The organism is Wandonia sp. (assembly GCF_984588085.1).
This window is the reverse complement of record NZ_CFIGVI010000001.1, coordinates 192749-216100: the sequence shown is the minus strand read 5'-3', so window position 1 is coordinate 216100 and position 23352 is coordinate 192749. Positions and strand designations below refer to the sequence as shown.

24 protein-coding genes are annotated in these 23352 nt (G+C 40.1%); 2 read left to right on the top strand and 22 right to left on the bottom strand.

Going from position 1 to position 23352, the window contains the following annotated elements:
* Positions 1-24: 24 nt before the first annotated feature.
* The 10 genes from radA to AC4PL9_RS00925 all read right to left on the bottom strand — a co-directional run bounded on the left by radA (position 25) and on the right by AC4PL9_RS00925 (position 12346).
* Positions 25-1395 carry a DNA repair protein RadA gene (gene radA, locus AC4PL9_RS00970; RefSeq protein ID WP_491602927.1) on the bottom strand — a complete coding sequence of 457 codons (1371 nt, stop codon included), beginning with the start codon at positions 1393-1395 and terminating at the stop codon, positions 25-27.
* Between the two features lie 72 nt (positions 1396-1467).
* Positions 1468-2304 (bottom strand): phytoene/squalene synthase family protein, encoded by an 837-nt coding sequence (locus AC4PL9_RS00965; protein ID WP_491602926.1) that lies wholly within the window; start codon positions 2302-2304, stop codon positions 1468-1470.
* Positions 2305-2308: 4 nt separating this feature from the next.
* Positions 2309-3775: a bifunctional phytoene desaturase/3,4-desaturase gene (crtID, locus tag AC4PL9_RS00960; protein WP_491602925.1), complete on the bottom strand. Its 1467-nt coding sequence runs from the start codon at positions 3773-3775 to the stop codon at positions 2309-2311.
* Between the two features lie 5 nt (positions 3776-3780).
* Complete coding sequence (locus AC4PL9_RS00955) at positions 3781-4284, bottom strand: RNA polymerase sigma factor (protein WP_491602924.1); 504 nt, start codon at positions 4282-4284, stop codon at positions 3781-3783.
* A gap of 165 nt (positions 4285-4449) precedes the next feature.
* Positions 4450-4647: a hypothetical protein gene (locus AC4PL9_RS00950; protein ID WP_491602923.1), complete on the bottom strand. Its 198-nt coding sequence runs from the start codon at positions 4645-4647 to the stop codon at positions 4450-4452.
* A 106-nt stretch (positions 4648-4753) separates the two neighbouring features.
* Positions 4754-8122, bottom strand: coding sequence for a preprotein translocase subunit SecA (gene secA / locus AC4PL9_RS00945; RefSeq protein ID WP_491602922.1), 3369 nt, complete (start codon positions 8120-8122; stop codon positions 4754-4756).
* A gap of 171 nt (positions 8123-8293) precedes the next feature.
* Complete coding sequence (locus AC4PL9_RS00940; protein WP_491602921.1) at positions 8294-10258, bottom strand: T9SS type A sorting domain-containing protein; 1965 nt, start codon at positions 10256-10258, stop codon at positions 8294-8296.
* A gap of 128 nt (positions 10259-10386) precedes the next feature.
* Positions 10387-11148, bottom strand: coding sequence for an HvfC/BufC family peptide modification chaperone (locus tag AC4PL9_RS00935; RefSeq protein ID WP_491602920.1), 762 nt, complete (start codon positions 11146-11148; stop codon positions 10387-10389).
* On the bottom strand, positions 11141-11989 hold the full coding sequence (locus tag AC4PL9_RS00930; RefSeq protein ID WP_491602919.1) for an MbnB/TglH/ChrH family RiPP precursor modification enzyme: 849 nt from the start codon (positions 11987-11989) through the stop codon (positions 11141-11143). The genes AC4PL9_RS00935 and AC4PL9_RS00930 overlap by 8 nt, the downstream gene beginning before the upstream one ends.
* A 9-nt stretch (positions 11990-11998) precedes the next feature.
* Positions 11999-12346 (bottom strand): hypothetical protein, encoded by a 348-nt coding sequence (locus AC4PL9_RS00925; protein ID WP_491602918.1) that lies wholly within the window; start codon positions 12344-12346, stop codon positions 11999-12001.
* Positions 12347-12515: 169 nt separating this feature from the next.
* Between AC4PL9_RS00925 and AC4PL9_RS00920 the strand changes: the two genes are divergently transcribed.
* Positions 12516-13067 (top strand): RNA polymerase sigma factor, encoded by a 552-nt coding sequence (locus AC4PL9_RS00920; RefSeq protein ID WP_491602917.1) that lies wholly within the window; start codon positions 12516-12518, stop codon positions 13065-13067.
* Positions 13067-13900: an anti-sigma factor gene (locus AC4PL9_RS00915; RefSeq protein ID WP_491602916.1), complete on the top strand. Its 834-nt coding sequence runs from the start codon at positions 13067-13069 to the stop codon at positions 13898-13900. Before AC4PL9_RS00920 ends, AC4PL9_RS00915 begins: the two co-directional genes overlap by 1 nt.
* Positions 13901-13903: 3 nt before the next feature.
* On the opposite strand, the gene AC4PL9_RS00910 is transcribed toward AC4PL9_RS00915, so the two are convergent.
* From AC4PL9_RS00910 to AC4PL9_RS00855, 12 genes are all read right to left on the bottom strand, one after another.
* Positions 13904-14677, bottom strand: coding sequence for a YoaK family protein (locus AC4PL9_RS00910; RefSeq protein WP_491602915.1), 774 nt, complete (start codon positions 14675-14677; stop codon positions 13904-13906).
* A 2-nt stretch (positions 14678-14679) separates the two neighbouring features.
* On the bottom strand, positions 14680-15153 hold the full coding sequence (locus AC4PL9_RS00905) for a lipocalin family protein (protein ID WP_491602914.1): 474 nt from the start codon (positions 15151-15153) through the stop codon (positions 14680-14682).
* Position 15154: 1 nt separating this feature from the next.
* Complete coding sequence (locus AC4PL9_RS00900; protein WP_491602913.1) at positions 15155-15643, bottom strand: hypothetical protein; 489 nt, start codon at positions 15641-15643, stop codon at positions 15155-15157.
* Between the two features lie 74 nt (positions 15644-15717).
* Entirely contained in the window at positions 15718-17067 is a 1350-nt protein-coding gene (locus AC4PL9_RS00895) for a sensor histidine kinase (protein ID WP_491602912.1), read from the bottom strand.
* A gap of 28 nt (positions 17068-17095) precedes the next feature.
* Entirely contained in the window at positions 17096-17779 is a 684-nt protein-coding gene (locus AC4PL9_RS00890; protein ID WP_491602911.1) for a response regulator transcription factor, read from the bottom strand.
* Positions 17780-17822: 43 nt separating this feature from the next.
* A complete protein-coding gene (locus tag AC4PL9_RS00885) occupies positions 17823-18278 on the bottom strand; it encodes a nuclear transport factor 2 family protein (protein ID WP_491602910.1) in 456 nt (151 codons plus the stop codon).
* Positions 18279-18320: 42 nt separating this feature from the next.
* The gene (locus AC4PL9_RS00880) at positions 18321-19352 is read right to left on the bottom strand and encodes a cytochrome-c peroxidase (protein ID WP_491602909.1); all 1032 of its coding nucleotides are present in this window, start codon (positions 19350-19352) and stop codon (positions 18321-18323) included.
* Between the two features lie 3 nt (positions 19353-19355).
* Entirely contained in the window at positions 19356-20132 is a 777-nt protein-coding gene (locus AC4PL9_RS00875) for an MbnP family protein (protein ID WP_491602908.1), read from the bottom strand.
* 78 nt (positions 20133-20210) lie between these two features.
* Positions 20211-20603, bottom strand: coding sequence for a hypothetical protein (locus AC4PL9_RS00870; protein ID WP_491602907.1), 393 nt, complete (start codon positions 20601-20603; stop codon positions 20211-20213).
* Between the two features lie 65 nt (positions 20604-20668).
* On the bottom strand, positions 20669-21697 hold the full coding sequence (locus AC4PL9_RS00865; RefSeq protein ID WP_491602906.1) for an amidohydrolase family protein: 1029 nt from the start codon (positions 21695-21697) through the stop codon (positions 20669-20671).
* Positions 21698-21741: 44 nt separating this feature from the next.
* Positions 21742-22650 (bottom strand): alpha/beta hydrolase, encoded by a 909-nt coding sequence (locus AC4PL9_RS00860; RefSeq protein WP_491602905.1) that lies wholly within the window; start codon positions 22648-22650, stop codon positions 21742-21744.
* The gene (locus AC4PL9_RS00855) at positions 22647-23348 is read right to left on the bottom strand and encodes a hypothetical protein (RefSeq protein ID WP_491602904.1); all 702 of its coding nucleotides are present in this window, start codon (positions 23346-23348) and stop codon (positions 22647-22649) included. The genes AC4PL9_RS00860 and AC4PL9_RS00855 overlap by 4 nt, the downstream gene beginning before the upstream one ends.
* Between the last annotated feature and the right edge of the window lie 4 nt (positions 23349-23352).

The following is a 23352-nucleotide window of genomic DNA, read 5'->3' as shown; positions in this document are numbered from 1 at the left end:
ATCAGTAAATTATATTAGCTAAAATCAGGCAAACAATGCCTTTAATACCTGCTCTATTTTACTACATTGAATTACTTCTATACTTTTGGTTTGTATAGCAGCTAACCCTTTATTTTGTGAAGAAACGATAATTCTGGCAAACCCCAGCTTTTCTGCCTCGTGCACCCTTTGTTCCACACGCTGTACCGGTCGGATTTCTCCACTCAGTCCAACTTCTGCCGCCAAACAGGTATCTTTGGGAATAGAGATATCAGCATTTGAAGAGAGGATAGCAGATACAACGGCTAAGTCAATCGCAGGATCATCCACTTTGATTCCTCCTGCTATATTCAGAAACACATCCTTCGCTCCCAAACGGAAACCACAGCGTTTTTCGAGCACCGCCAGTAACATATTCATTCTCCGCAAATCAAACCCTGTTGCAGAACGCTGTGGAGTTCCGTACGCCGCTGTAGAAACCAATGCCTGTACTTCTATCAGAATCGGACGAATCCCCTCAATAGTTGCAGCAATAGCAACTCCACTCAGTTGATCCGGATTTTGACCAATCAGAATCTCACTCGGGTTTTCAACTTGTCTTAATCCACTATTTTGCATTTCGTAAATCCCTAGCTCATTTGTCGACCCGAAACGATTTTTTACGGTTCTCAGTAAACGATATACATGATTTCGATCTCCTTCAAACTGAAGAACGGCATCCACCATATGCTCTAAGACTTTAGGTCCGGCCAGATTTCCTTCTTTTGTTATATGACCAATCAGAAAAACCGGTGTATCTGTTTCTTTAGCAAAGCGCAGAAATTCAGCTGTACATTCTTTGATCTGCGAAATACTTCCGGGAGTTGATTCAATCAGATCAGAGTGCAGGGTCTGAATCGAATCAACTATAACCAGTTCCGGTTCTATTTGTTCTATTTGTGTAAAAATCTGTTGTGTATTGGTCTCTGTCAGGATATAGCAGGAATTGTTCGCTATACCAATACGATCTGCACGCATTTTAATCTGCTGTTCGCTTTCTTCACCTGAAACATAAAGAACTTTCTTACCCATACGAACAGAAAGCTGCAGTAGAAGCGTTGATTTTCCGATTCCAGGCTCCCCACCAAATAAGATCAATGAGCCCGGAACAACACCGCCTCCCAAAACTCTATCGAGTTCTTTGTCACCTGTTTCTACACGCGACTGTCCCGTCACCTCAATATCCTGCATCAAACGCGATTCACTCTTAATGCGTTTATTTTTCGAGAAAGCAACAACTTGTGAAGCAGATTTTGAGGAGGTTACCAATTCTTCAACCATAGAGTTCCACGAACTACAGGACGGACATTTCCCTAGCCATTTGGGAGATTCATAACCACATTCCTGACAAAAATATGCTGTCTTTTGCTTCGCCATACACTCGATTTTTCACAAGTTTACTAAACTTCGGACAGAATCTATTTACGTTCTACTGGAATGTATGATCTATCAGACCAAATTAAAGCTATGCCTTACGTAACTGGAAAGAAACAATCGGTATTTTCTCCTATTGGGAATCCGTACCCGCTCTTTTAAAATTCTATCAGCAGGACAGGCTTTGATTTTCAAAAACAAGTTATAATAATAGACATAAGCCATATACACACCAAACCGGGAGTTTTTAGGTAGTTCAAGAATACCTAAATAGCCTTCGTGAAAGTCCCGTTCAATATCCGATTCGATTTCCTTTTTTACTTCATTGGTAAAATCAGCCATATTTATTCCGGGAAAATACGTTCTACCCAAAATATGATAATCGTCTTTCAGATCCCGAAGAAAGTTAATTTTCTGAAAAGCAGAACCCAGTTTCATAGCATTGGGCTTCAAGCGTTCGTATTCTTTCTCATCTCCGAAAACAAAGATTTTCAGACACATCAAACCAACTACCTCCGCTGATCCCAGAATATAGGTCTCAAAATCCTTTTTTGAGTATTTCTCAAAATCAAGATCCATCTCCATACTTTTCAAGAATGTATCGATCAGGTCAAGCGGAATTTTGTACTTATTAATCGTATGCTGAAATGCGTTCAGGATCGGGTTCAGTGAAATTCCTTTTTCAATAGCTTCAAAAGTCTGGCTACGAAAATCAGCCATTAGTTTTTCTTTATCAAAACCGTGGAAAGAATCCACAATTTCATCTGCGCAGCGCACAAAACCATACACATCATAAATAGGTTGCCTCAATTCTTTTTCAAGGAATCTGATACCCAAAGAAAAGGAAGTACTATACCTCTTTGTGGTAACTTTGCTTGTGTGGTGGGATAATTGATCAAAAACTTCTTTCATCGTATCAGTATTTCAGGCTATTATGAATTTGTCCGGCAACCACCTCTCCGGAAATTATTGCGGGAGGAAGTCCGGGGCCGGGAGTAGTTAATTGCCCGGTGTAAAAGAAATTTGACAATTTCTTATTTTTCAACTTCGGTTTAAGTATTGCTGTTTGACGCAGTGTATTCGCAAGACCATACGCATTTCCTTTAAATGCATGATAATCTTTCTTAAAATCCTCCAGAGCATAACTTCTTTTATAAACCACCGCATCCCTTACTGAAGTATTTACTCTTTCCTCAAGTCTATCCATCACTATATTGTAGTAATGTTCATGTAAATCCTTATTGTCTTCAAGACCTGGGGCAATCGGTATAAGGATAAACAAATTCTCTTTTCCTTCAGGAGCCACTGAAGCATCCGTTCTGGATGGGCAGCAAACGTAGAACAAAGGTCTTGAAGGCCATTTTGGATCTTTATAGATCTCATGCGCATGGAGCGAAAAATCTTCATCAAAAAATAAGTTATGATGATGTAGCGCATCTATCTTTTTGTCCACTCCGATGTAAAATAACAGGGAACTGGGAGCCATCGTCCGCTTATCCCAGTATTTATCCGAATAATTTGCCTTAGTATTCAGCAGCTTGTCGGTGTGTGCATAATCTGCTGATGAGACAACAATATCGGCATCAAAAGAACCTTTATTCGTCTTTACCTTTTTTACTTCTTTACCTTCCAAATCGAAACCTGTCACTTCATGATCAGTAAGGATCTGGACCCCTTGTTTTTCGGCAATAGCTTTAAATGCTTCAACCACTTTGTACATTCCCCCCATCGGGTACCAGGTACCTAACTTCAGGTCAGCATAATTCATTAATGAATAAAGTGCCGGAGTCTCCTTTGCTGTCGCCCCCAAAAATAAGATAGGAAACTCAAGGAGTGACAATAACTTAGGATGTGTAAAATGTGCTTTTATATGCTTTTCGAAAGAAGAAAACAATTGTAATTTAAAGATTCCCTCTATAACTCTTCTGTCTGCAAATTCAAGTATTGATACGCCCGGTTTGAAAACAAGATCATTCATCCCGACTTCGTACTTATACTGAGCTTCTTTCAAAAAAGAGTCCAGTTTTTTTGCACTTCCCTTTTCTATAGTTTCAAACAGATCCAGTAACTCGTCATAAGAAGCCGGAACATCTGTTTTCTCCGAATCTTTCCAAAATACTCTATAGGATGGATCTAATCTCTTTAACTCGTAAAAATCAGAGGTCGTGTACCCAAATTTTGCATAGAAGTTTTCAAAGACTTCCGGCATCCAATACCATGAAGGTCCCATATCAAAGACAAATCCCTTCTCTTCGTATTGACGGGCTCTCCCACCAACACTGTTATTCTTCTCCAGAATAATTACTTCACGCCCTTGCTTCGCAAGGAAGGAAGCCGCTGCTAATCCGGAAATTCCCGAGCCTATTACAATAACTCTACTCATACAATCTACTCCTCATACCCCGGCAACCAGTTCATTAGTTTTTTCCGGGCTAAAAATATCCTGCTTTTCACAGTACCTATCGGAATACCTAGCTTCTCAGCAATCTCTTTGTATTTAAACCCCTGAAAATGCATCTGAAAAGGCACCAGATACTCTTCCTCTAATTTATGGATTTGCTTCTCTAACTCCAAACCATCCATATAATTTTCAGGGGATCCTGATCTCCCGGGAGCATTGGTTAGCAGAAACATATCTTTAGAGTGGTCAAATATAGTATTTGATTTTGTTTTTCTTCGATATTGATTAATAAAGATATTACGCATAATGGTGAAAACCCATGCTTTAAAGTTTGTTTTAGGGATATAATAGTCTCTGTAAACAATAGCTTTTAATATTGTTTCCTGCGTTAGATCTTTTGCATCTTCTTCATTTCTGGTATACGTCATAGCAAAAGATTTCAGATAACTTTCGAGACTTGTTAAGGCGGTATAAAATTCAAGTGTTGACATACTGTTTAATTTTAAATTAAAAATCTTAAACAAAACTGTTTAACAAATTAACGAAATAATTAAACAAAACACAAAATGTTACAGCAAAAAAATTGCAGAACAAAAGTTTGTATACTAAAAAAACCGTCCTTCTCAGAACGGTTTTTTCTATACTTTAAGATCTAATTACTTAAAAGTCCCTCCTGCTGCTTCACAGTTAGTTTTTGCAGTTTCATACATAGCATTCTTCACTGCGTTTCCTTTACAGTACTCACCTGTATATACATTATTAGTAGTACCAGTACACTCAGCACACTTGTTACAAGATGCAACTGAAGCTGTTAACATTAATCCTCCTAGTAAAGTAAAAACTACTCTTTTCATAGCACATTTTTTTTTATTATTCGCTCCAAATATATAGTAAAAAAGTTACATGATATTCAAACAATTACTAAAAAACGGAACAAAATAAGAAGAACTCACTAGTCCACTACTTCCCGTGGCACTGTTTATACTTCTTCCCACTACCACAAGGACAGGGATCATTACGACCTATTTTCGGCTCTACTGTTACCGGCTGCTGTTTTATTTTGTCCTGATGTGAACTCTGCATAGCTTGCTGATACCCCTGACTACCTTCAAATTTCGGAGCTTCAGTACTTGATTGATTAGGTGCAGAAGTTGCCTGAGCCTTAGCGTAGTTATCCTGATTCAACTCCTTGTTCGTCGATTGAACATTTGGCTGACCTGTAGTAACCGGCAATTGCGCCTTTATCAAAAATTCAGAAATCTCCGTATTCAGTCGCGCCATCATTTCTTTAAACAGATTAAATGACTCCAGTTTATAAATCAATAACGGATCTTTTTGCTCATACACCGCTTGCTGAACTGACTGACGTAGGTCATCCATTTCACGAAGGTGCTCTTTCCATTCGTTATCAATCATTCCCAGCACAATATTCTTCTCAATATTCTTGATAATAGTGCGCCCTTCTGACTGAATTGCTTTATCTATATGTACCGCCAGCTGCATAGATTTTGTACCATCTGTTACCGGGAATGCTACGTTCTGGAATTTATCTCCCTGCTGCTCTTTCACCTGACGGATAATCGGCATTGCTACATCTATCAATTTGCGATTCTTACGATCGTAGTAATCCATTGCCGCATCAAATACTTTATCGACAATCACATACTGATCTAATTTTCCAAACTCTGTTTCGGAAACAGGAGATTCAATACTAAACGTTTTAAACAATTCCAGTTCAAAGGATTTAAAGTCTTTCCCCTGAATACCGTTAATCACCATATCTTCCGCTGTGTCGTAGAACATATTGGCAATATCCAGATCAAGACGATCTCCGAACAAAGCACTCTTACGCTTACGGTAAATAGCTTTCCGCTGGGCGTTCATTACATCATCGTATTCCAGTAGTCGTTTACGAATACCGAAATTATTCTCTTCTACTTTTTTCTGCGCACGTTCGATTGATTTAGAAATCATTCCATGTTGAATCACCTCTCCTTCTTTCAACCCTAAACGGTCCATCATTTTGGCAATACGTTCAGAACCAAATTTACGCATCAGATCATCTTCTAAAGACACGAAGAACTGCGAAGACCCCGGATCTCCCTGACGACCGGCACGACCTCTTAACTGTCGATCCACCCGTCTTGAATCATGTCTTTCTGTACCAATTATAGCAAGACCTCCGGCTTCTTTAACCCCTTCTCCAAGTTTAATATCCGTACCACGACCGGCCATGTTGGTAGCGATCGTTACTGTACCCGGTTTTCCGGCTTCCGCAACAATCTCTGCTTCTTTCTGGTGGTATTTTGCATTTAATACCTGATGCGGAATATTCTTCATTTTTAACATCCGGCTCAACAATTCGGAAATCTCGACTGTTGTCGTACCTACCAATACAGGTCTTTTCTGATTTACCAGACGTTCAATTTCAATGATAACAGCATTATATTTTTCCCGTGCTGTTTTATAGACAAGATCATTCTCGTCGTTTCTCTGAATCGGTTTGTTAGTAGGAATAACAACCACATCCAATTTATAAATATCCCAGAATTCTTTTGCCTCGGTTTCCGCAGTACCTGTCATACCGGACAGTTTGTGGTACATACGGAAGTAATTCTGTAATGTAACCGTTGCATATGTCTGTGTCGCCGCTTCAACCGTAACGTTTTCTTTTGCTTCAATTGCCTGATGCAAACCGTCCGAATAACGACGTCCTTCCATTATACGTCCCGTCTGCTCATCCACAATCTTGATCTTACCATCCATAATCACATATTCAACTTCTTTTTCAAAAAGTGTATATGCTTTCAATAGCTGATTCATACTGTGAATTCTTTCGGACTTAACACTGAACTCTCTGATTAAACCATCCTTTTTCTCAAGAAGCTCTTCTTTAGGAAGATTTTGCTTTTCAAGCTCAGCAATTTCCGAACCAAGATCCGGCAGCGCATAATAATCGCTGTTTTCTCCTTTAGATAATAAAGAGATCCCTTTTTCAGTCAGCTCAATCGAATTGTTTTTCTCATCGATAACAAAGAACAATTCATTATCCACATAGGGCATATGTTTATTTTGCTCCTGCATGTAGAAGTTCTCCGTTTTTTGCAGGTGAGCTCTTATTCCAGGTTCACTCAAAAACTTAATCAGAGCCTTATTCTTAGGGAGTCCCCGATAAGCACGCAACAACATCACTCCACCATCTTCCAATTGCTTTTTCACTTCCTTTTTATCACCTGTAGATTCAGGAGCGTTAAGTGAAGCTAACAATTTCTTTGCCTCCGAAAGAGCTGCTGTAACATACTTTTTCTGTTCGTTAACTACTGTTTCGATCTTTGGTTTCAGTTGGTAAAATTCATGCTGATCTCCTTTTGGAGTAGGTCCCGAAATAATAAGTGGAGTTCGGGCATCATCAATCAATACCGAATCGACCTCATCGACTATCGCATAATGGTGATTTCGTTGTACTAATTGACCAGGATCACTCGACATATTGTCACGCAGGTAATCAAAACCAAATTCGTTATTTGTACCAAACGTGATATCAGCATTGTAAGCTGTTCTTCTCTCATCAGAGTTGGGTTGATGTTTGTCAATACAATCAACACTCAGTCCGTGGAACTGGTATAGTGGTCCCATCCACTCAGAATCTCGTTTTGCAAGGTAATCATTCACCGTAACGACGTGTACACCTTTTCCGGAAAGAGCATTCAGGTATACAGGAAGTGTTGCAACAAGTGTTTTTCCTTCTCCGGTCTGCATTTCAGCGATATTTCCTCGGTGTAACACAGCTCCTCCCATTAACTGGACATCATAGTGTACCATATTCCACTCGACAGGTGCACCAGCGGCAGTCCACTGATTCTTCCAAACTGCTTTTTCGCCTTCAATTACGATCCCATCTTTTCTGGCTGCCAGATCCCGATCCATTTCGGTCACAGTAACTACCAGTTCTTTATTTTCAGACCAGCGTCGGGCAGTTTCTTTAACCACGGCAAATGCTTCCGGGAGCAATTCAAGAAGGATCTCTTCGATTTTTTCATTTACCTTCTTCTCAAGGTTTTCGATTTGGACAAACAGTTCCTCTTTCTGAAGAACCTCTAAAGCAGGGTCTTCTGTCTTTGTACGAAGAGCTGTGATCTGATCTTCAAGCTCACTCGTAGCTGATTTTATCTTTGCCTTAAATTCTTTTGTTTTAGCACGCAAATCATCATCCGAAACAGTTTTTAAATCTGCATAAAATGTATTGATCTGATCTATATAGGGTTGGTATTCTTTTTGGTCTTTTGCTGATTTATCTCCAAAAATCTTCTTTAAAATTCCTGCTATCATTGCCTGTTTCTTTATATTGCAAACCTCAAAAATAAGTCTAATAATCGGTTTTGCATTGTTCTATCGGGTTATTTTTTGTCAGAAATCATGCCAAAACAAATCCCTGCCACTATGGCAGAAAAAAAGAGGTTGCTCTAACGAAACAACCTCTTTTTCTGATCGATGTGGTCATTACTTCCTGACCAGTTTGATTATTCTTTCTTTTTCTACGGTTTTGATTTTTATAAAATAAATTCCGGCTGCCCCCTGTACGTCAAACTGAGGATTGGTCTTATTGTTAACCTCTGTATCAATCCAGACTCTTCCACTCACATCTGTTATCTGAACAACAGCATTTTCAATACTCTCCGGAAGTTCCATCGTTATAGTCCCTGAAGTCGGATTCGGATACACCATTATTCTGTCAATAGGATCAAGCTCTTCTACCCCTGCAAAATCTCCACAGCAGTAATAGGCAAAAGCACGGTATGTATTTGTTCCATTCACTATATTAAAAAACCCGGATTGAAGAAATGTCACTCCTTGTGGATTTGCTGCTCCCGAAACAGGATTTGCATTCATACCAAAATTCCAGGTTGTAACATTTTCTCCCTGATTCAGATCCAGATTTTCAATAACAACTACTGATTGAGACGTCATACATTCAGCATACGAAAGTCTAACTTCCGGCTGCGCTTCCAGGTTATAATTTGTACTTAACACAGTATACGCTTCTCCGGAAACCAGTTCAACAGCAGAAGAAATTCCCATTGCTCCGTCGCCACCATTTCCTCCGGCTCCACCGTTACCACCTTTTCCTCCGGCTCCGCCAGTACCAATCTCTCCCGAACAACTACTGTTAGCTGTTCCTCCGGCTCCACCTTCTCCTCCGGCTCCGCCCTGACCTCCTGATCCACCAAATCCCTGGTTGCCGGCAATCACCCGACAATCGATAAATGCTGCTCCTGCCCCATTCTGACGTGCATATACACCAAATGAAGATCCTCCACCGAAACCACCGGTTCCACCGATTCCTCCCTGGCCACCGCCACCACCACCGGAACCACCGTTCCCTGGACCATTATCACAGAAAGTACATGTCTGACGACCGCTTCCTCCGCCACCGCCACCACCGGCACCACCGCATCCATCTCCGCCAGTACCCGCCTGTGGTCCGGGAATCCAAAATCCGGCATCTTCACCTCCTGGCAATCCGGCTTCTCCAATACTACCTGCCATACCGTTAATCCCCGGATTTCCGGTACCACCATCTCCTCCCGGATCACCCTGAGTTCCTGGGCTTCCACCATTTGCGCCGGAATTACAAGCTGAAGCTCCTCCAGCCCCTCCTAATCCGGCATTATTTGATGAACATTCATCTCCTCCGGCACCGCCGCCGCCACCGCCGCCGCCATTTCTTCCTGACGCATCGGTTCCTGCAACTCCATTATCCTGTTGTCCGTTATTCGATCCGGCTCCAGCGCCTGCTGCTACAGCACCTCCTCCAAGACCTCCTGAACCTCCGGCGCCACCAGCCTGTCCGTTACCAAACGTACACTCTCCTCCATTACAGCTACCATTTCCTCCGGTAATTCCCTGCTCCCCCGGTTCTCCGGCATCTCCAGCAATTCCGGACTCCCCGTCAGCGGCATTACCCGCTTCAATGATACATCTCACAAAGCGATACGAAGAACAATTGGAAAGGTACACTCCATACGTTGACATTCCCGGCAAATTGGCATCTGCCGTTCGGATTGTCAGGTCATGTAACTCAAAACCTGTTTTGTCACTAATTGATAAAGCAACCAATCGTTGTTGATTCAGTGCTCCTTCCGGAGCGTTTGTAGAACGATACAGAGTAGTTGCTCCTGCAACACTGGTTTTTGTCCAGTCTTCCTCCGCTATAAAACCTCCTTCTACAACAATATTATTCCCTACTATCTCAAGGGGCGCATCAAGAGCGTATTCCCCCGTAGCAATTCTAATCACATCTCCATCCACAGCATCTGAAAAAGCAATTTCGATTGCCAGTGGGTCTTCAATAGTACCGGAAGCATCTTCTGCTCCGTCTACAGTTACATAATAAATTGAACATTGTGCCGTCACGAAACCGGCAAACGATGTCAACCAAGCAGTTAGCAGTATTAATTTTCTCATATCACAACATTTACATGTTGCCGAAGATAGAATTTATTTTGCCTAAGCTTAACGAGTTAGTTAAAATTTTGTTTTGATTTTTTGCTCAAAGTGAGGATCGTAAACCTCTAACTATTAATATGGACAAGTCATTCAACACGATTAACCTGCTTAATTATTTCCAAATGACAAAAAGACGAAAAGAATTGCTCCCAAACTTTTCGAAGCTCACTTTCCGTAACCTGTGTACTAAACTCTACAATTTTCAAAAATTTTTCTACCCCTTCCTCCAAAAGGATTTCAATATTTTGGACAATATACGCGTAGATAGGAGGAATTATCAGGTAACTTGCCTGTAAGTCAGCATTTCGGTACACAAAATAAAAGGTAGGTCGCAGCTTCCCTCTTTCGCTGGTATGAATTTCCCATTTTGAATCTACCAATCTAAAATGCGGTCCAAACCGGAACGGCTGTCCTTTATACTGAAAAACAAATCTCTCAACTTCCTCGTCAGAAAAATCTTTCTCGCAGAAGACAATTGTTTCGGCCCATTCAAATCTTAACAAATCGGTCAAATAGGGTATGCCTGTTTTCTCTGCTATGTTGAATTCCTCACAATATCCGATCAATTCCACAGGCATTTTCCAAAGTTCTTTTTCAGCATGCCTGTTTTCTTTCATAAATCCCGTTACCAAATCAATCCAGTTTGCCTTATTCATGATTGATTTGGTAATTGGATAAGCTGTGGAAAGCGCATCTTCAAAAACAGTAAAAACCAGTCGTCTGTAATTCCAAATTCTGGATACATCCTGCACAGCTACCTCTCCCAATTTACCTTCCAGACAAAAATTAAAAAATGCATTCATGTTTACCTCCAGATCTTCCCGTTGAGCCTCTACTTTCTTACGCATGATGATTTTGTTTTATGAATTCACTCTCAATCCGGTTCAATTGCTCCAATTCTCTTTTTAAATCTTCCGGATTTTCAGGAAAATTAAAATCCCTCTCTAATAGTATCGGTACACGGCTCAACTTAGGCAGAACAAACTTTAGCAAATCGTACACCGGCTGAATAATCTCCTCCCCATGTGTATCAATAATCAAGTCTTCTGACACTTTCGTATGCCCTGCCATGTGAATATACTTCACCTTATCTAAAGGAAATGCGTTTAGAAATGCATACGGATCATAGCTATGATTAAATGCATTGACATAAACATTATTTACATCAAGCAGTAGTCCACAACCGCATTTTTCAGCAATTTTAGTGATAAACTCCAGTTCCGACATTTCGGATGGTACGTTGGTGTAATAGGATATATTCTCAAGAATCAATTCCCGCTTCATGAAGTCCTGTACCCTCGCTACTTTTTCCGCAACATGATCTACAGCATTATTCGTAAATGCAACAGGAAGCAAATCATAAAGATGAACGTTATTACATTGAGAAAAACTAAGATGCTCCGTGTAATGTTCTATTTGAAACCGATCTAGAAAATCTTTTACCTGAGCCAGAAACCCGAAGTCTATTGCATCAGGTGAGCCAATTGACAAAGAAAGTCCGTGAGTGGTTATCGGGTATTGCGCTGCTACTTTTTCCAATAAGACCTTGGAAGCTCCTCCGAGACTCATCCAGTTCTCCGGAGCCAACTCAACAAAATCAGGTCTGTTTTCATCACCCCAATTCAACAAGAGATCTGCGATGTCTCTTCGAAACCCCAGGCCCACACCACTCAACGGACAATTCATCATCACACTTTATTACAGGTTACCACATTTTGCTTCTTTCGACTTTTCTCCACATTTCGCCTCCTGTGATTTCTCTCCGCACTTAGCCTCTTTCGTTTTTTCGCCACATTTTGCTTCTTTTGACTTCTCACCACATTTTGCTTCCTGTGATTTTTCACCGCATTTTGCTTCGCCGCATTTTAATTCCATGGCTCTGTCTCCCGTAAGAATTTCCACTCCATTTATAAGAGCACTTCTCACTTCACTACCATTTCCTAATTCAACAATCTCTGATGCATTCACATTACCACCTGCAGTAAATACAGCTGCCAATGCGAGTCCGCCCATAATTGCCTTCGCTGTGTTTTCTTTGTTTTTCATAACGTTTTGTTTTTTGTTTGACTCATATACGTTTGTTACAAATCATTTGGATTTCACTTCTTTAAAAAAAAGATAAAACAAACTGATAATAAACTAGTTAAAAACAAAAAGAACGATTTAAACATCCCTCTATAGCAATGATTTAAAAAAAAATTCATTCCTTTGATATGTGAGTGCAACCAACCATAAAAAATTAATTACAGCTGACGACATTACCCTGATACGCGGTGGAGATAAAGCGTCTTTCAAAAAGTTGTATGATCTGTATTCCGGAGCTTTATATGGTATTGCACTGCGCGTTGTCATATCTGAAGACGTTGCACGAGACGTTTTACAGGATGGCTTTGTCAAGATATGGAAAAACTTCACTGCCTATGATGAAAAGAAAGGAACTCTTTTCACGTGGATGTCCAACATCATTAAAAATACCGCAATCGATCAGCTTCGGAAAAAAGCCGTTAAATACGAAATCCATGTTCAGGATAAATTCGTAGGTATGGCAGACAGAGTGAATCAGACAAAACAAGAAACGGACACAATTGACTTAAAAGACAAATTAAGGTCATTAAGTGAAGACCACAGAAATGTAATTAACACTGTATACCTAATGGGGCACACACATGAGGATGCCGCTAAGGAGCTGGGGTTACCGCTGGGAACTGTAAAAACCAGGGTTCGTTCAGCGATGAAAGAATTGAAACGAATATATGGCACAGAATAGTGAATATTGAAGAATACATAGCATCAGGTATACTGGAGAACTACATTCTCGGTAACTGTTCTTCTCAGGAACAACAGGAAGTGGAATGTATGTCTCATATCTATCCCGAAATTCGTGAAGAGTTGACGAACCTTGAAATTTCCATGGAAAGCTTTTTCATGGAGCAACAAGTTGCTCCTCCTGTTGATTTATGGGATGCTATTGAACAAGAAATTGATGATGAACCGATGCTGGCGCAAACAAGTCCATCTATCAGTGAAAATGGAGCGGATTCCACTGTCATTCCTCAGAAAAAACCAACTCGAATTGCTCCTGTTATCTCACTTGTCAGCACAGTTGCAGCCGTCTTTTTAGGCATTCTGTATCTAAACACAACAAAAAAGATAAATACCATTTCAGATGAATTATCGACTCTATCTGCTCAGAATACATCTATAAATGACAGTTTGTCTAGAACAGTAGCTGCACTTGAGTTCAAAAACAGTCTTCTTACTTTCGTAACAGACCCTTCATCAAAAAGTATTTATCTGAAAGGGATTCCCGGCAAATACCCGGAAGGAAATGTTCTTGTCGCCTGGAATCCGGCCGATAACAAAGTAATTCTTAATAAGGGGAATTTACCTCAAAACCCGCCAGACAAACAATACCAACTCTGGGCCATTGTTGACGGAACTCCGGTAGATCTTGGTGTATTTGATATGGGAGAGAATGAAACCCTACTTGAAATGAAGCCTGTTTCCGGTGCTGCCGCTTTTGCCATTACACTGGAAGAACGTGGTGGAAAACCCACTCCGAATCTCGAAGAATTATATGTTTTGGGTGAGGTTGGATAAATTCTAGTTACTGTTGTTTCCCGACTGTGGAACCAAAGACACTGAAATTCTAACTTTTTTCTTTCGTATTGCTTTTGTCAGATATATTTTGGATATGTCATAAATCAGCACAACTACAATGGTAACCGCAATGACAAAAAATACTGTAAATTCAAACCAATACGTAATTGATCCCGCGATAACACCTCCAGTCAGATAAGCTACAGCTATAGATGACAGTAATTTAACTTTGTCCCTCACTTGTTTGTTCTCTCTGTATTTCTTCTTTGTCAACATAGACAGGTGTGCAGCAAGATCAGTAGTTAACCCGGTAAGGTGAGTTGTCTTTACGGAGAAATTAGAAATACTGGCTGTCAAACCATTTTGCAACCCCATGGCGAGCAATAATACAGCAACCATAACCTCTGTTTCCATCAATGTCTCCGAGTATATAAAATGTCCGTAAAACCCTACAGTAAGAATACAAATCATTTCCAAAATCAACGGAATCGAGTGGGTTATGTAACTATTTTTTCTCTCACCATGAATAATCATGTAATTCGAAAAAAAACTACCGGCGAAAAAGCAAAAGATCCACGAGAATACAACCAGAACCTGAAACCAGTTTCCTTTTGCTATTTCTTCAGCCAAAATGGCATAATGTCCTGTTACATTTGAAGTAAACGAAAAGAACAAAATCAGCGATGCAACGTTAACCATCCCTGCTGAAAATGCAGTCATTGCGCCTAATTTTATATTATCTCCAAGACTTCTGGAGCTACTGTATTTCCTCAACATATTTACTTCTTTTTTTCAAATTCTATTCTTACAATACCACGGGCGTGGATATCATTCTCAAAGTGTAACACCAACTTATTCCTGTTCAATTCCCTAATCTGATACACTTCAAACTTATCGTTGTCATATTTTAGTTTCAGGATATGTCCTCTTCCTTTGAGACGCCAGTTGAGCTTCTTATCTTCTTTATCATCTCCGGTTAGTAATAAATCTGCATTTTCATCAAAAGTCCATTCTTCCGATTTATGAATAACCAGATTTTTCGCAATCTCATCTCTTAATTCATCCCGGGCAATCTTTTTGAAAAATTCTCCATCTTCCATTTTATCTACTTTTTCATAGTGCCAGGAAACTTCCTTCCAGGTTCCGATCAGGTTCTTTTCAGGATGCTCCATGTTACCCGAAAGCATATACACAGAAAGGATCATTCCAAGAAAGACTGCCCACAAAATGATATGTGAATACATCTTTTTCATTTTATGCATTCATCTGAAACAATCGGGCAAGCTGTCCGGATACCGCACCTTCTTCGGATGCTACGTAATCAACTTCTATTTTCTCTGTTTTACACTTCCTTACAAAACCTGTTATATCAGCGCTCATTCCTGATAGATGCCGATTTTGAAAATTACCTGCAACGTATATCTTATCGACTTTGTTTCCTTCCAGGAAATTACCGAATGCCGCATTCGTAAACCCGGTAAAAAAGTCAAATCGAAACGAGTTAATCCGTGAAGAGTATCTGTTTCTTAAAACACTACAGGCTTCTTTAAATTCCTCCGACACCAGCTTACTGTAAAGTACTGACTTAGAAAAAAACAGTAGATCTGATGGGTAAGATGAGACATCAACCCCATGCACCATCAGAATATTAACGGACTGATCTTCGTAATCATCCAATGCCTTTTTTACGAGATAAAGTGAATCGATAGAGAAATCTGTAAGAATCATGATCGTTTGTTCCATAACCTAAATTTTGGAACAAACTTATCTCTGGGCTCTTAGGATGGGATTAGAAACTAATTAAGATTTGATTAGAATCAGAGCGTGTACTTACCGACAGGAAGCTTAATCTCAACAATAGTCCCTTCATTTTGAACAGAATAAACATTTAATTCTCCTTTATGAATTTTAATAATGTTTCGTGTCAGAGGTAATCCGATACCATATCCTTCAAAATTTCTTGTATTGGAAGCTCTGAAGAAAGGGTCGTAGATATACTGTAATTCATCTTCCGGAATACCGATTCCCGAATCAGTCACAACCAGAATAACCTGATTCTCCGAAAGCCCCAGAGACACCTTAACCGACTGATTAGAAGAATACTTATACGAATTGAGTAGTATATTGGAAAGTGCCAGATGCAGCAGTTGTTCATTCCCCTTTATTTTAAGCATTTCGGGGTTTTCCGGTAATAATGAAAAATCGATCACAATTTTATTGTCCGGGTGAATCCTGTTAATTGTTTCGTGGACATCAAAAATCAACTGGTCGATTCGTACTTTATCAAAAACAAGCACTTTTCCGTTAAATCCTGTCTGCGCCAGATAGAGTAATGCTTTGGTTTTTTTATCCAATTTTTCTGCCTCTTTCAAAATCTGTTGCAACACTTCAACGTATTCTTCTACCGACCGCTCTCTGGCCAAAGCAACATCTGCTTCTCCTATAATAGATGTTAATGGTGTATTCAATTCATGAGAGGCATTACTGATAAAGTTCTTTTGGGTCTCAAAACTTGTCTCCAGCCGATCCAGCATATTATTAAACGTCCTGATTAACTGTGTTAACTCATCTTCGTTATCAGAAACATCTAACCGCACATGCAAATTTTCCGTACCGATCAGGTTCACTTCTTCTGTTATAACTTTAATCGGGTTGATCAGGCGTTTTGATAACCAATATGCGATTAATACAACTATAATGGAGGAAATAGCAATTGAAATGATCAACAAGTTCCTCATATACACCATGTGGTGTTCGTAGTAATAATTAACCGCAGATGTAATTACCAGATAGTTCTTATTATTGACATCATATCGAATACCACTGAAAAACAGCTTGTTTCTTCGGTAGGTTGATGACCCGTTTTCATAAATTTCGCGGACAAAATCTTCATTCAGCTTATTTTCCTCGGCAATTTTCTTGAAATCTCTGTCCTTTCCGTCCAACTCAATAAACACATGTTTTTCTTCATGTAAAGGTTCCAGATATTCTCCTTTAAATTCTCTGATCAGGTCTGCTGTAGTTTTTTGGTCAAGATCACTTTTGGCCATGGAAAAAGCCCTAATCTCTAGCCGCTTGTAAAAATCGGAAAACGCGTATCTCGAATTAAAATAGTAGATAAATACACTGAATACTAATATCAAAGCCACAAAGGTTGAAGCCAGCATCAGTACTATTTTCGTTCTTATATTCAAATCAAGGTTCTTCTTTCATTACGTATCCCATACCAAAAACCGTATGAATTACCCGGCTATCACCATTCTTTTCCAGTTTTTTTCTCAGGTAATTGATGTACACATCAACTACGTTCGTCCCCAGATCAAATTCACTCCCCCAAACAGCTTCGAGTATATCAGCACGGGAAAGAACCCGCTTCGGATTGTCAATAAACATCATGAGCAGCCTGTATTCTGTAGATGTCAGTGAGACCAATTCTCCATTTCTTCTTACTTCCTTTGTCTCATCATTCATTTCAATGTCCAGAAATCGATGAACCTGCGGTTCCGGTTCCTTTCTCTCAAATCTTCTGAGTAATGATTTTATCCGGGCGACTAACTCAATAAACTTGAATGGTTTTACAATGTAATCATCGGCTCCCATATTGAGTCCCAAAGCTACATTTTCAGCTGTACCCAAAGCTGTAAGAAGAATAATAGGCACATTTACGTTCTGTTCCCGTACTCTTGAACAAACCTCTAATCCCGATATATCAGGCAGCATAATATCCAGTAAAACCACGTCATAACTTCCGGAATTAATGCGCTCCAATCCTGTTGCTCCATTCAGGCAAACTTCAACGGAAAAGTTCTGTTCGGTTAATCCTTTCCGGACAAACGAACACACCTGAGGATCATCTTCAATGAGTAATATTTTTTTCAACTTATGTCTATCGCTTGAAAGCAAATATACGAAAACAGAAAAGTTAGTTTTTCCTTAGTTCAATAAAGGACTCGATTTTTTCATTTTCTATTAAGACAGAAAGGCTATAGTGCCTGAGTTTCCATTCTCCCGTTTGCCGGTCCTGCTCCAGAACACCCGTACCCCGGCAGTTGTTCATCCACGTATCCAATTCTTCTTCAAACCAGGCGACGCTACCGTCATGCGAAAGGTACCACGTTCTGAAAATGGTAGAAAACTTCCACCCATTTCCTTTCTTAAAATGGGGACGGGCAAAAGCCTCAAAATCATCTTTCTCCCACCTTTCGGAAGGATCTGTCCCCAGAAAAACAAAATCATCCGACAAAAGTGCCGCATATGAATCCCAGTCTGATTGTGCTGCCGCTTTATGCCAGGTCTCCATTAATGAATCCAGTTCTTCTGTCTGAGAAAAGCCGGCAAAAGATAGAACAAGTGTAATCCAAACAAAAACCGATTTCATTTACGTTGCGTTTATCGTTGTCTGTAAGATAGTAAAAAACGGTTACTCTCCAAAAGGGTTACCAAAAACAGGATTGTAACAGAACTCAGCATCAGTAAGCGTAGAGAGAAAGGCAATTAACTTAGCTTTTTCTTCCTCTGAAAGTGTTATGCCGTTAACCAAAGCAGGATCTGTTGTTGCTGTCAGGTTAACTCCGAATCTGTAGTGATCGATTACTTCTTCCAGTGTTTCAAATCTGCCATCATGCATATAAGGATACGTCAATACACTGTTACGTAAAGAAGGAACTTTAAACTTCCCCCTGTCATCCGGATTCAGAGAAATTCGTTCTCGACCATTGTCCTCCGGATCCAGTAGAAGTCCATTGTTCCTGTATGAATGATCTGTAAATAATACACCCGCATGACAAGCAGCACAATTCTGCTCAAATAGATACTTCCCTTCCAACTCTTCATCTGTTAATTGGACTTTTCCTTCCAAAAACCTGTCGTACTTCGATTCAGATGAAACCAGCAGGGTTAAGAATTGTGTTAACGCATAAAAGAAGCGTTGATCGTTCATCTCTCTCGTACCAAAAGCACTCTGTAGCAACAGAGAGTATTCGTCAAGGGTATCCAGCTTACTCATCAGATCCTGCATATTCATATCCATTTCGTTATGATCTGTTACAGGTGCAAGCGGCATTATCTCAATGTGATTAATCCCTCCGTCCCACATGAAAGAGGGACTCCAGGCCAAATTAAACAGTGCCGGGGAATTGCGAACTCCCACTCTACCCTCAACACCTGTACTTACTGTTTTTCCTGGATCACTAAATGCATATTCCCGAATATGACAGGAAGCGCAGGAAACTGTATTGTTCAATGACAATCGTTTATCGTAAAACAATTTACGACCAAGAATAAAGCCTTCCTGACTTACTTCGTTATTTTCAAACTGATAATACGGTTCCGGAAAATGAGAAGGCGCCCGGAAGGAATATTCATTCCCTCCCGGCACTTCTGTCAATTCTTTCTTACATGCAGTAAGAAAAAGCAGGGTTATTATCCCAATGCTTCCAACAATTCCTCTCACCTATTAATGAATATGGTGAACAATAAAGGCTTCACGGAAATTATCTGCAAGTGTAATTGCATTGGCTCCCGGCATGTGAACGGTATTCATATTTGCAAGTAGAATGCCTCCATGCCAGAATCGAGCCGCATTTACATAAAAGTGAATTATAGGATCATTGCTTCCTGTTACGGCGAGTTCTCCAGCAAAATTCTGCGTATTTACCCGAATAGCATTGGTGTTGTTTTCATCTTTGAATCCTCCGATGTGGTACTCAAACGCACCGGAAGGTGAATCAGGAGAAGTACCTTCAGCTTTTATAAAAATATAGCCTGAATTCCAAGACCAAAACATACCATTTGATGTAGACAATGCCCCTGTCTGTGAACCGGAAACATTTCTCGTCGAATCCACTCCGATTGTGTATTCTATATCGGTATAAGTTCCAACCGGAACGCCTGAAATACTTAGTTCAGGAACTGTGTTTTCACCTACTTCTACCAAATAATAACTCTCGGGTTGACTCCACCAGGTACCATCTGTTTTCTTAAGCTTTACGTTTGAAATGTAATACTTCAGTTTTGTAAATGTGATTTCTTCCGCACTCATAGGGTGAGTATATGCTGTATTCATTGCAAAAGCATCCCAATTCATACCCCATTTGTGATCCAATTTCACTTTAACTGTTCCTGTTGTAGCTGTGGGCTCAGGAGTTGGCTCAGGATTGTCTTTTTTACAACTAACAAATCCAACTAACAAACTAACTATTAATACACTATAAAAATATTTTACTCTTTTCATTTCTTATTTTTTAAATACTATACTACCAGGGGAAGTAATTTCACTACTTCCCTGTTCAGATTAAAGATAAAAGTCAGGTTAAAGAAATGAAGTGTGTATGGGCGGCTTAAAAATATCCTCGATTAACAAATAGCTATACGTATCCTGACCTCCCTCAAGAGGCTTATCCGTTACTAGTGTACTACATTCATAGTTCGGAAATTCGTAGGTATCAACAACAAAAAAACTGATCTCAACTCTGAAGTTTTCAATCGTTCTTTTGGGATCATTATTACTCTCCGGAGATGAATCTTGCAGTTCTTCTGAAAGTTGACAGGAACCGTTACATTTCAATTCCGGTTTATCTTTGTTTTCGCAAAGAACCTCACTGTAATATTCGTAATTAGAAAAATAGTGAGAAACAACAACAAACCTCACCAGAAAAGGTAAAGTCAATGCAACTAATAATATGGAAACAAGAACACTTCTCACTTCAGGCAAATTTAGTCAAATTCCCGTTGGCATCTATTATTTTAGGGTACTATTTAGCCAAAAAACTACAGTTTTTTCCCCAACCATCTTAGCACATTATCCAACCAGATAGAATCAAACTCATTTTGCGTAATAATTTGTTGTTCCAAAGCTTCATCGATCACCTTCCCGGGATATGAACCCGGGACAGATTCCATTTCTCCCAGAGGATACGGATCATCCATTCCTGCCAATACCTGTGAAGCACCTGATCGATTGACCAAAAGACGAAAAGTCTCCACGTCGTGTACCAACGTATCAAAATAGATATTCGGATGTTGGTTTGACTCTCTCGGATCCAGAGCTCCCTCGAATAAATCCGGTCTGCCATCATATCCCTGCAATCGCCTTCCGAAGTTTGCCTGCCCCAACATATTGGCATGCGCAAAACAGGTACGTATTTCAGGAAATTTCTGAGCTATTCCAAGTAACGTGTAAAGGTGATAGGTGTCTGCGGTCTGGGCACACATCCATACCAGATGAAACCTCCAGTATCTATCAGCGATATTGACCATCTTTTCTCCATCATACGGATGTATTTCTACTGCCAGTTTATATTTATCCGCCAGTTCAAATAGGGGAAAAACGGATTCATCAGCTACAGAAACCCATTGTTGATCTCCATTCATAAAATGAGTCGGAAGGCAAAGTAAACGCAAATTATTCTCTTCTACATTCCGTTCTATTTCTCTTAAAGACTGCTCAATGTATGCCGGCTGAACAACAAAACCTGTTGTAAACTTATCCGGGTTTCCGGATTGAATCCGGGCATTGAAATCATTCTGAAAACGAACAGCATCTAATGTTTCCTTTTCAGAAAGTCCATTACAGTACAATTGTGATAAGGTTAATACAACCTCGTGGTCAATCCCGTTCTTTTCCATCCATTCCAACTTCTCGTTCAGAAAAAAACTGGGGTCAGTAATCGGTCTGCACCAATTTCCCTGTCTCATAAACTGCTTATCCTCATCTATCCAAAACAATTTTTTGTCCCGCATGAACGCAGGTATATCTTCGGGATAAGGCAGCAAATGGCCGTGACCGTTAATTTTCATTGTGTCTGATGTATTTGTGTCCGGCAAATGTACGATTTTGAACACTAATGCGTGCTGATAAACTCATGAATCACCTCAAGGTAATTTTCAAATCCCATTACCTTCGGCACGCCATTTTCTCCATCGTGTTCTGCTCCTTCAATTCGGTGCGCTTCACCATATTCCCCTGAGTAGTTTTTATATACAATTTCTCCATGTGTCTCCAACGAAAGAAAATCATCGTTCTTACCATGAAACCAAAGAAAAGGTTGCTGAACAGATTTTATTTTTTCCGCATTTTCTATTTCGGCATTTGTAAAATAGGAAGAAGGTAAACTTAACCCTGTAGAGCTTTGGGCCATTACTTCCGAAGAGGCAAAGGGGTTCTCCAGGATTAACCAACCCGGTTGTAATGCGTACTGGTCAGAAGCACTTATCTCACAGGCGGGTGCAGACCCCAAAGAATATCCATATACAGCTAATCTTTCGTCCGTCAGCCCCTTTTCTTTTAACCATTTTAATCCACCGTTTACCGCATCATACATGTTCTGTTCTGTAGGTTCACCTGAAGACATGCCGTACCCGGGGTAATCAATAGACAAGATTCCGTATCTATACTGATCCCCTGCCGAGGCCAGTAACTTCTGCCGGTTCCAATAATAATCCATGTGATCTTTATTCCCATGGCAATAAAAAATTACTGTATCTGTAGCAATTTGTGCCAAATCACCAATGTAAATCGCATAGATCTCCAGTGTTTCGTCCCCGGAAATTATATCGTAGGAAAATACTGTAATCTTATCTTGTGAAACGGAAAAAGATGCAGGTACATCGAAAGGTTTCTCTCCATCATAGGCCTCTAGATAATAGGCGTCTATTTCTGAATTATTGAACAAAAAACTATCCAGTTTTTTCTTACAGGATGTCCCTGTCAACACTCCCAGAAAAGCTAAAACTATACTTATTCTTTTCATTTCTTACCTCCCAGCGTTCTGACAATTCCTATATAAATCCCCATAGCTCCCCTGTTCCCCAGAGGACTCACATAGTCCAGAACAATATCTTCGTTAGATAAATAGGGAGCCAGCAGTTTCAATTCCAGCTGTACAGACCATCGATTTCGCGTAAATGTTGTTCCTACATGTGTATTCCAGAGCCATTTTACTGCATTCGGCTCTCCATGTGCCTGCGTATTGTATAGATCAAACCAGTTGTCAAATCCTACAAAGAAATCATTTCGTCTGAATTTTCCTTCTTTTTGTTTCACCGGATAATTGATATAATAGTTCATATCCAGTTGCGGATAGAACCGAAAGTCCGATGCTGTTTTTCCCATCATAATATTAGCTACAGGTGCGATACTTATTCCCATCGTTTTCTGTGTGTTCTGCCAGACTCTGAAAGAAGCTCCCGCATCAAATTGCCATACATTAAATGCAGCAGCTGTTGTATGCCAGTTCCCGAATACTGTCACATACTCTTTTACTCCGTACCCATATCCCAAAGCAGATAATGGTATCGGCATAGGCGAAACGCCCGGCACATTAATCACAGGTCCAAGAACATTCGCGGATATAGCATGCTCTCCTTCCTCCAAAGTTCGGTAAAAACGGGTAGGTGCACAGGAAAAGACAATTCCTGTCAGGAGAAGCATAAACAATATTCTAATCATGTCG

Excerpts from the sequence above, each read along its gene's own strand:
- AC4PL9_RS00910 (WP_491602915.1), bottom strand. The coding sequence starts at position 14,677 with ATGTTGAGGAAATACAGTAGCTCCAGAAGTCTTGGAGATAATATAAAA.
- AC4PL9_RS00885 (WP_491602910.1), bottom strand. The coding sequence starts at position 18,278 with ATGAAATCGGTTTTTGTTTGGATTACACTTGTTCTATCTTTTGCCGGC.
- secA (WP_491602922.1), bottom strand. The coding sequence starts at position 8,122 with ATGATAGCAGGAATTTTAAAGAAGATTTTTGGAGATAAATCAGCAAAA.
- AC4PL9_RS00875 (WP_491602908.1), bottom strand. The coding sequence starts at position 20,132 with ATGAAAAGAGTAAAATATTTTTATAGTGTATTAATAGTTAGTTTGTTA.
- AC4PL9_RS00950 (WP_491602923.1), bottom strand. The coding sequence starts at position 4,647 with ATGAAAAGAGTAGTTTTTACTTTACTAGGAGGATTAATGTTAACAGCT.
- AC4PL9_RS00935 (WP_491602920.1), bottom strand. The coding sequence starts at position 11,148 with ATGCGTAAGAAAGTAGAGGCTCAACGGGAAGATCTGGAGGTAAACATG.
- AC4PL9_RS00925 (WP_491602918.1), bottom strand. The coding sequence starts at position 12,346 with ATGAAAAACAAAGAAAACACAGCGAAGGCAATTATGGGCGGACTCGCA.
- crtID (WP_491602925.1), bottom strand. The coding sequence starts at position 3,775 with ATGAGTAGAGTTATTGTAATAGGCTCGGGAATTTCCGGATTAGCAGCG.
- AC4PL9_RS00905 (WP_491602914.1), bottom strand. The coding sequence starts at position 15,153 with ATGAAAAAGATGTATTCACATATCATTTTGTGGGCAGTCTTTCTTGGA.
- AC4PL9_RS00965 (WP_491602926.1), bottom strand. The coding sequence starts at position 2,304 with ATGAAAGAAGTTTTTGATCAATTATCCCACCACACAAGCAAAGTTACC.
- AC4PL9_RS00895 (WP_491602912.1), bottom strand. The coding sequence starts at position 17,067 with ATGCTGGCTTCAACCTTTGTGGCTTTGATATTAGTATTCAGTGTATTT.
- AC4PL9_RS00955 (WP_491602924.1), bottom strand. The coding sequence starts at position 4,284 with ATGTCAACACTTGAATTTTATACCGCCTTAACAAGTCTCGAAAGTTAT.
- AC4PL9_RS00900 (WP_491602913.1), bottom strand. The coding sequence starts at position 15,643 with ATGGAACAAACGATCATGATTCTTACAGATTTCTCTATCGATTCACTT.
- radA (WP_491602927.1), bottom strand. The coding sequence starts at position 1,395 with ATGGCGAAGCAAAAGACAGCATATTTTTGTCAGGAATGTGGTTATGAA.
- AC4PL9_RS00860 (WP_491602905.1), bottom strand. The coding sequence starts at position 22,650 with ATGAAAAGAATAAGTATAGTTTTAGCTTTTCTGGGAGTGTTGACAGGG.
- AC4PL9_RS00865 (WP_491602906.1), bottom strand. The coding sequence starts at position 21,697 with ATGAAAATTAACGGTCACGGCCATTTGCTGCCTTATCCCGAAGATATA.
- AC4PL9_RS00855 (WP_491602904.1), bottom strand. The coding sequence starts at position 23,348 with ATGATTAGAATATTGTTTATGCTTCTCCTGACAGGAATTGTCTTTTCC.
- AC4PL9_RS00940 (WP_491602921.1), bottom strand. The coding sequence starts at position 10,258 with ATGAGAAAATTAATACTGCTAACTGCTTGGTTGACATCGTTTGCCGGT.
- AC4PL9_RS00930 (WP_491602919.1), bottom strand. The coding sequence starts at position 11,989 with ATGATGAATTGTCCGTTGAGTGGTGTGGGCCTGGGGTTTCGAAGAGAC.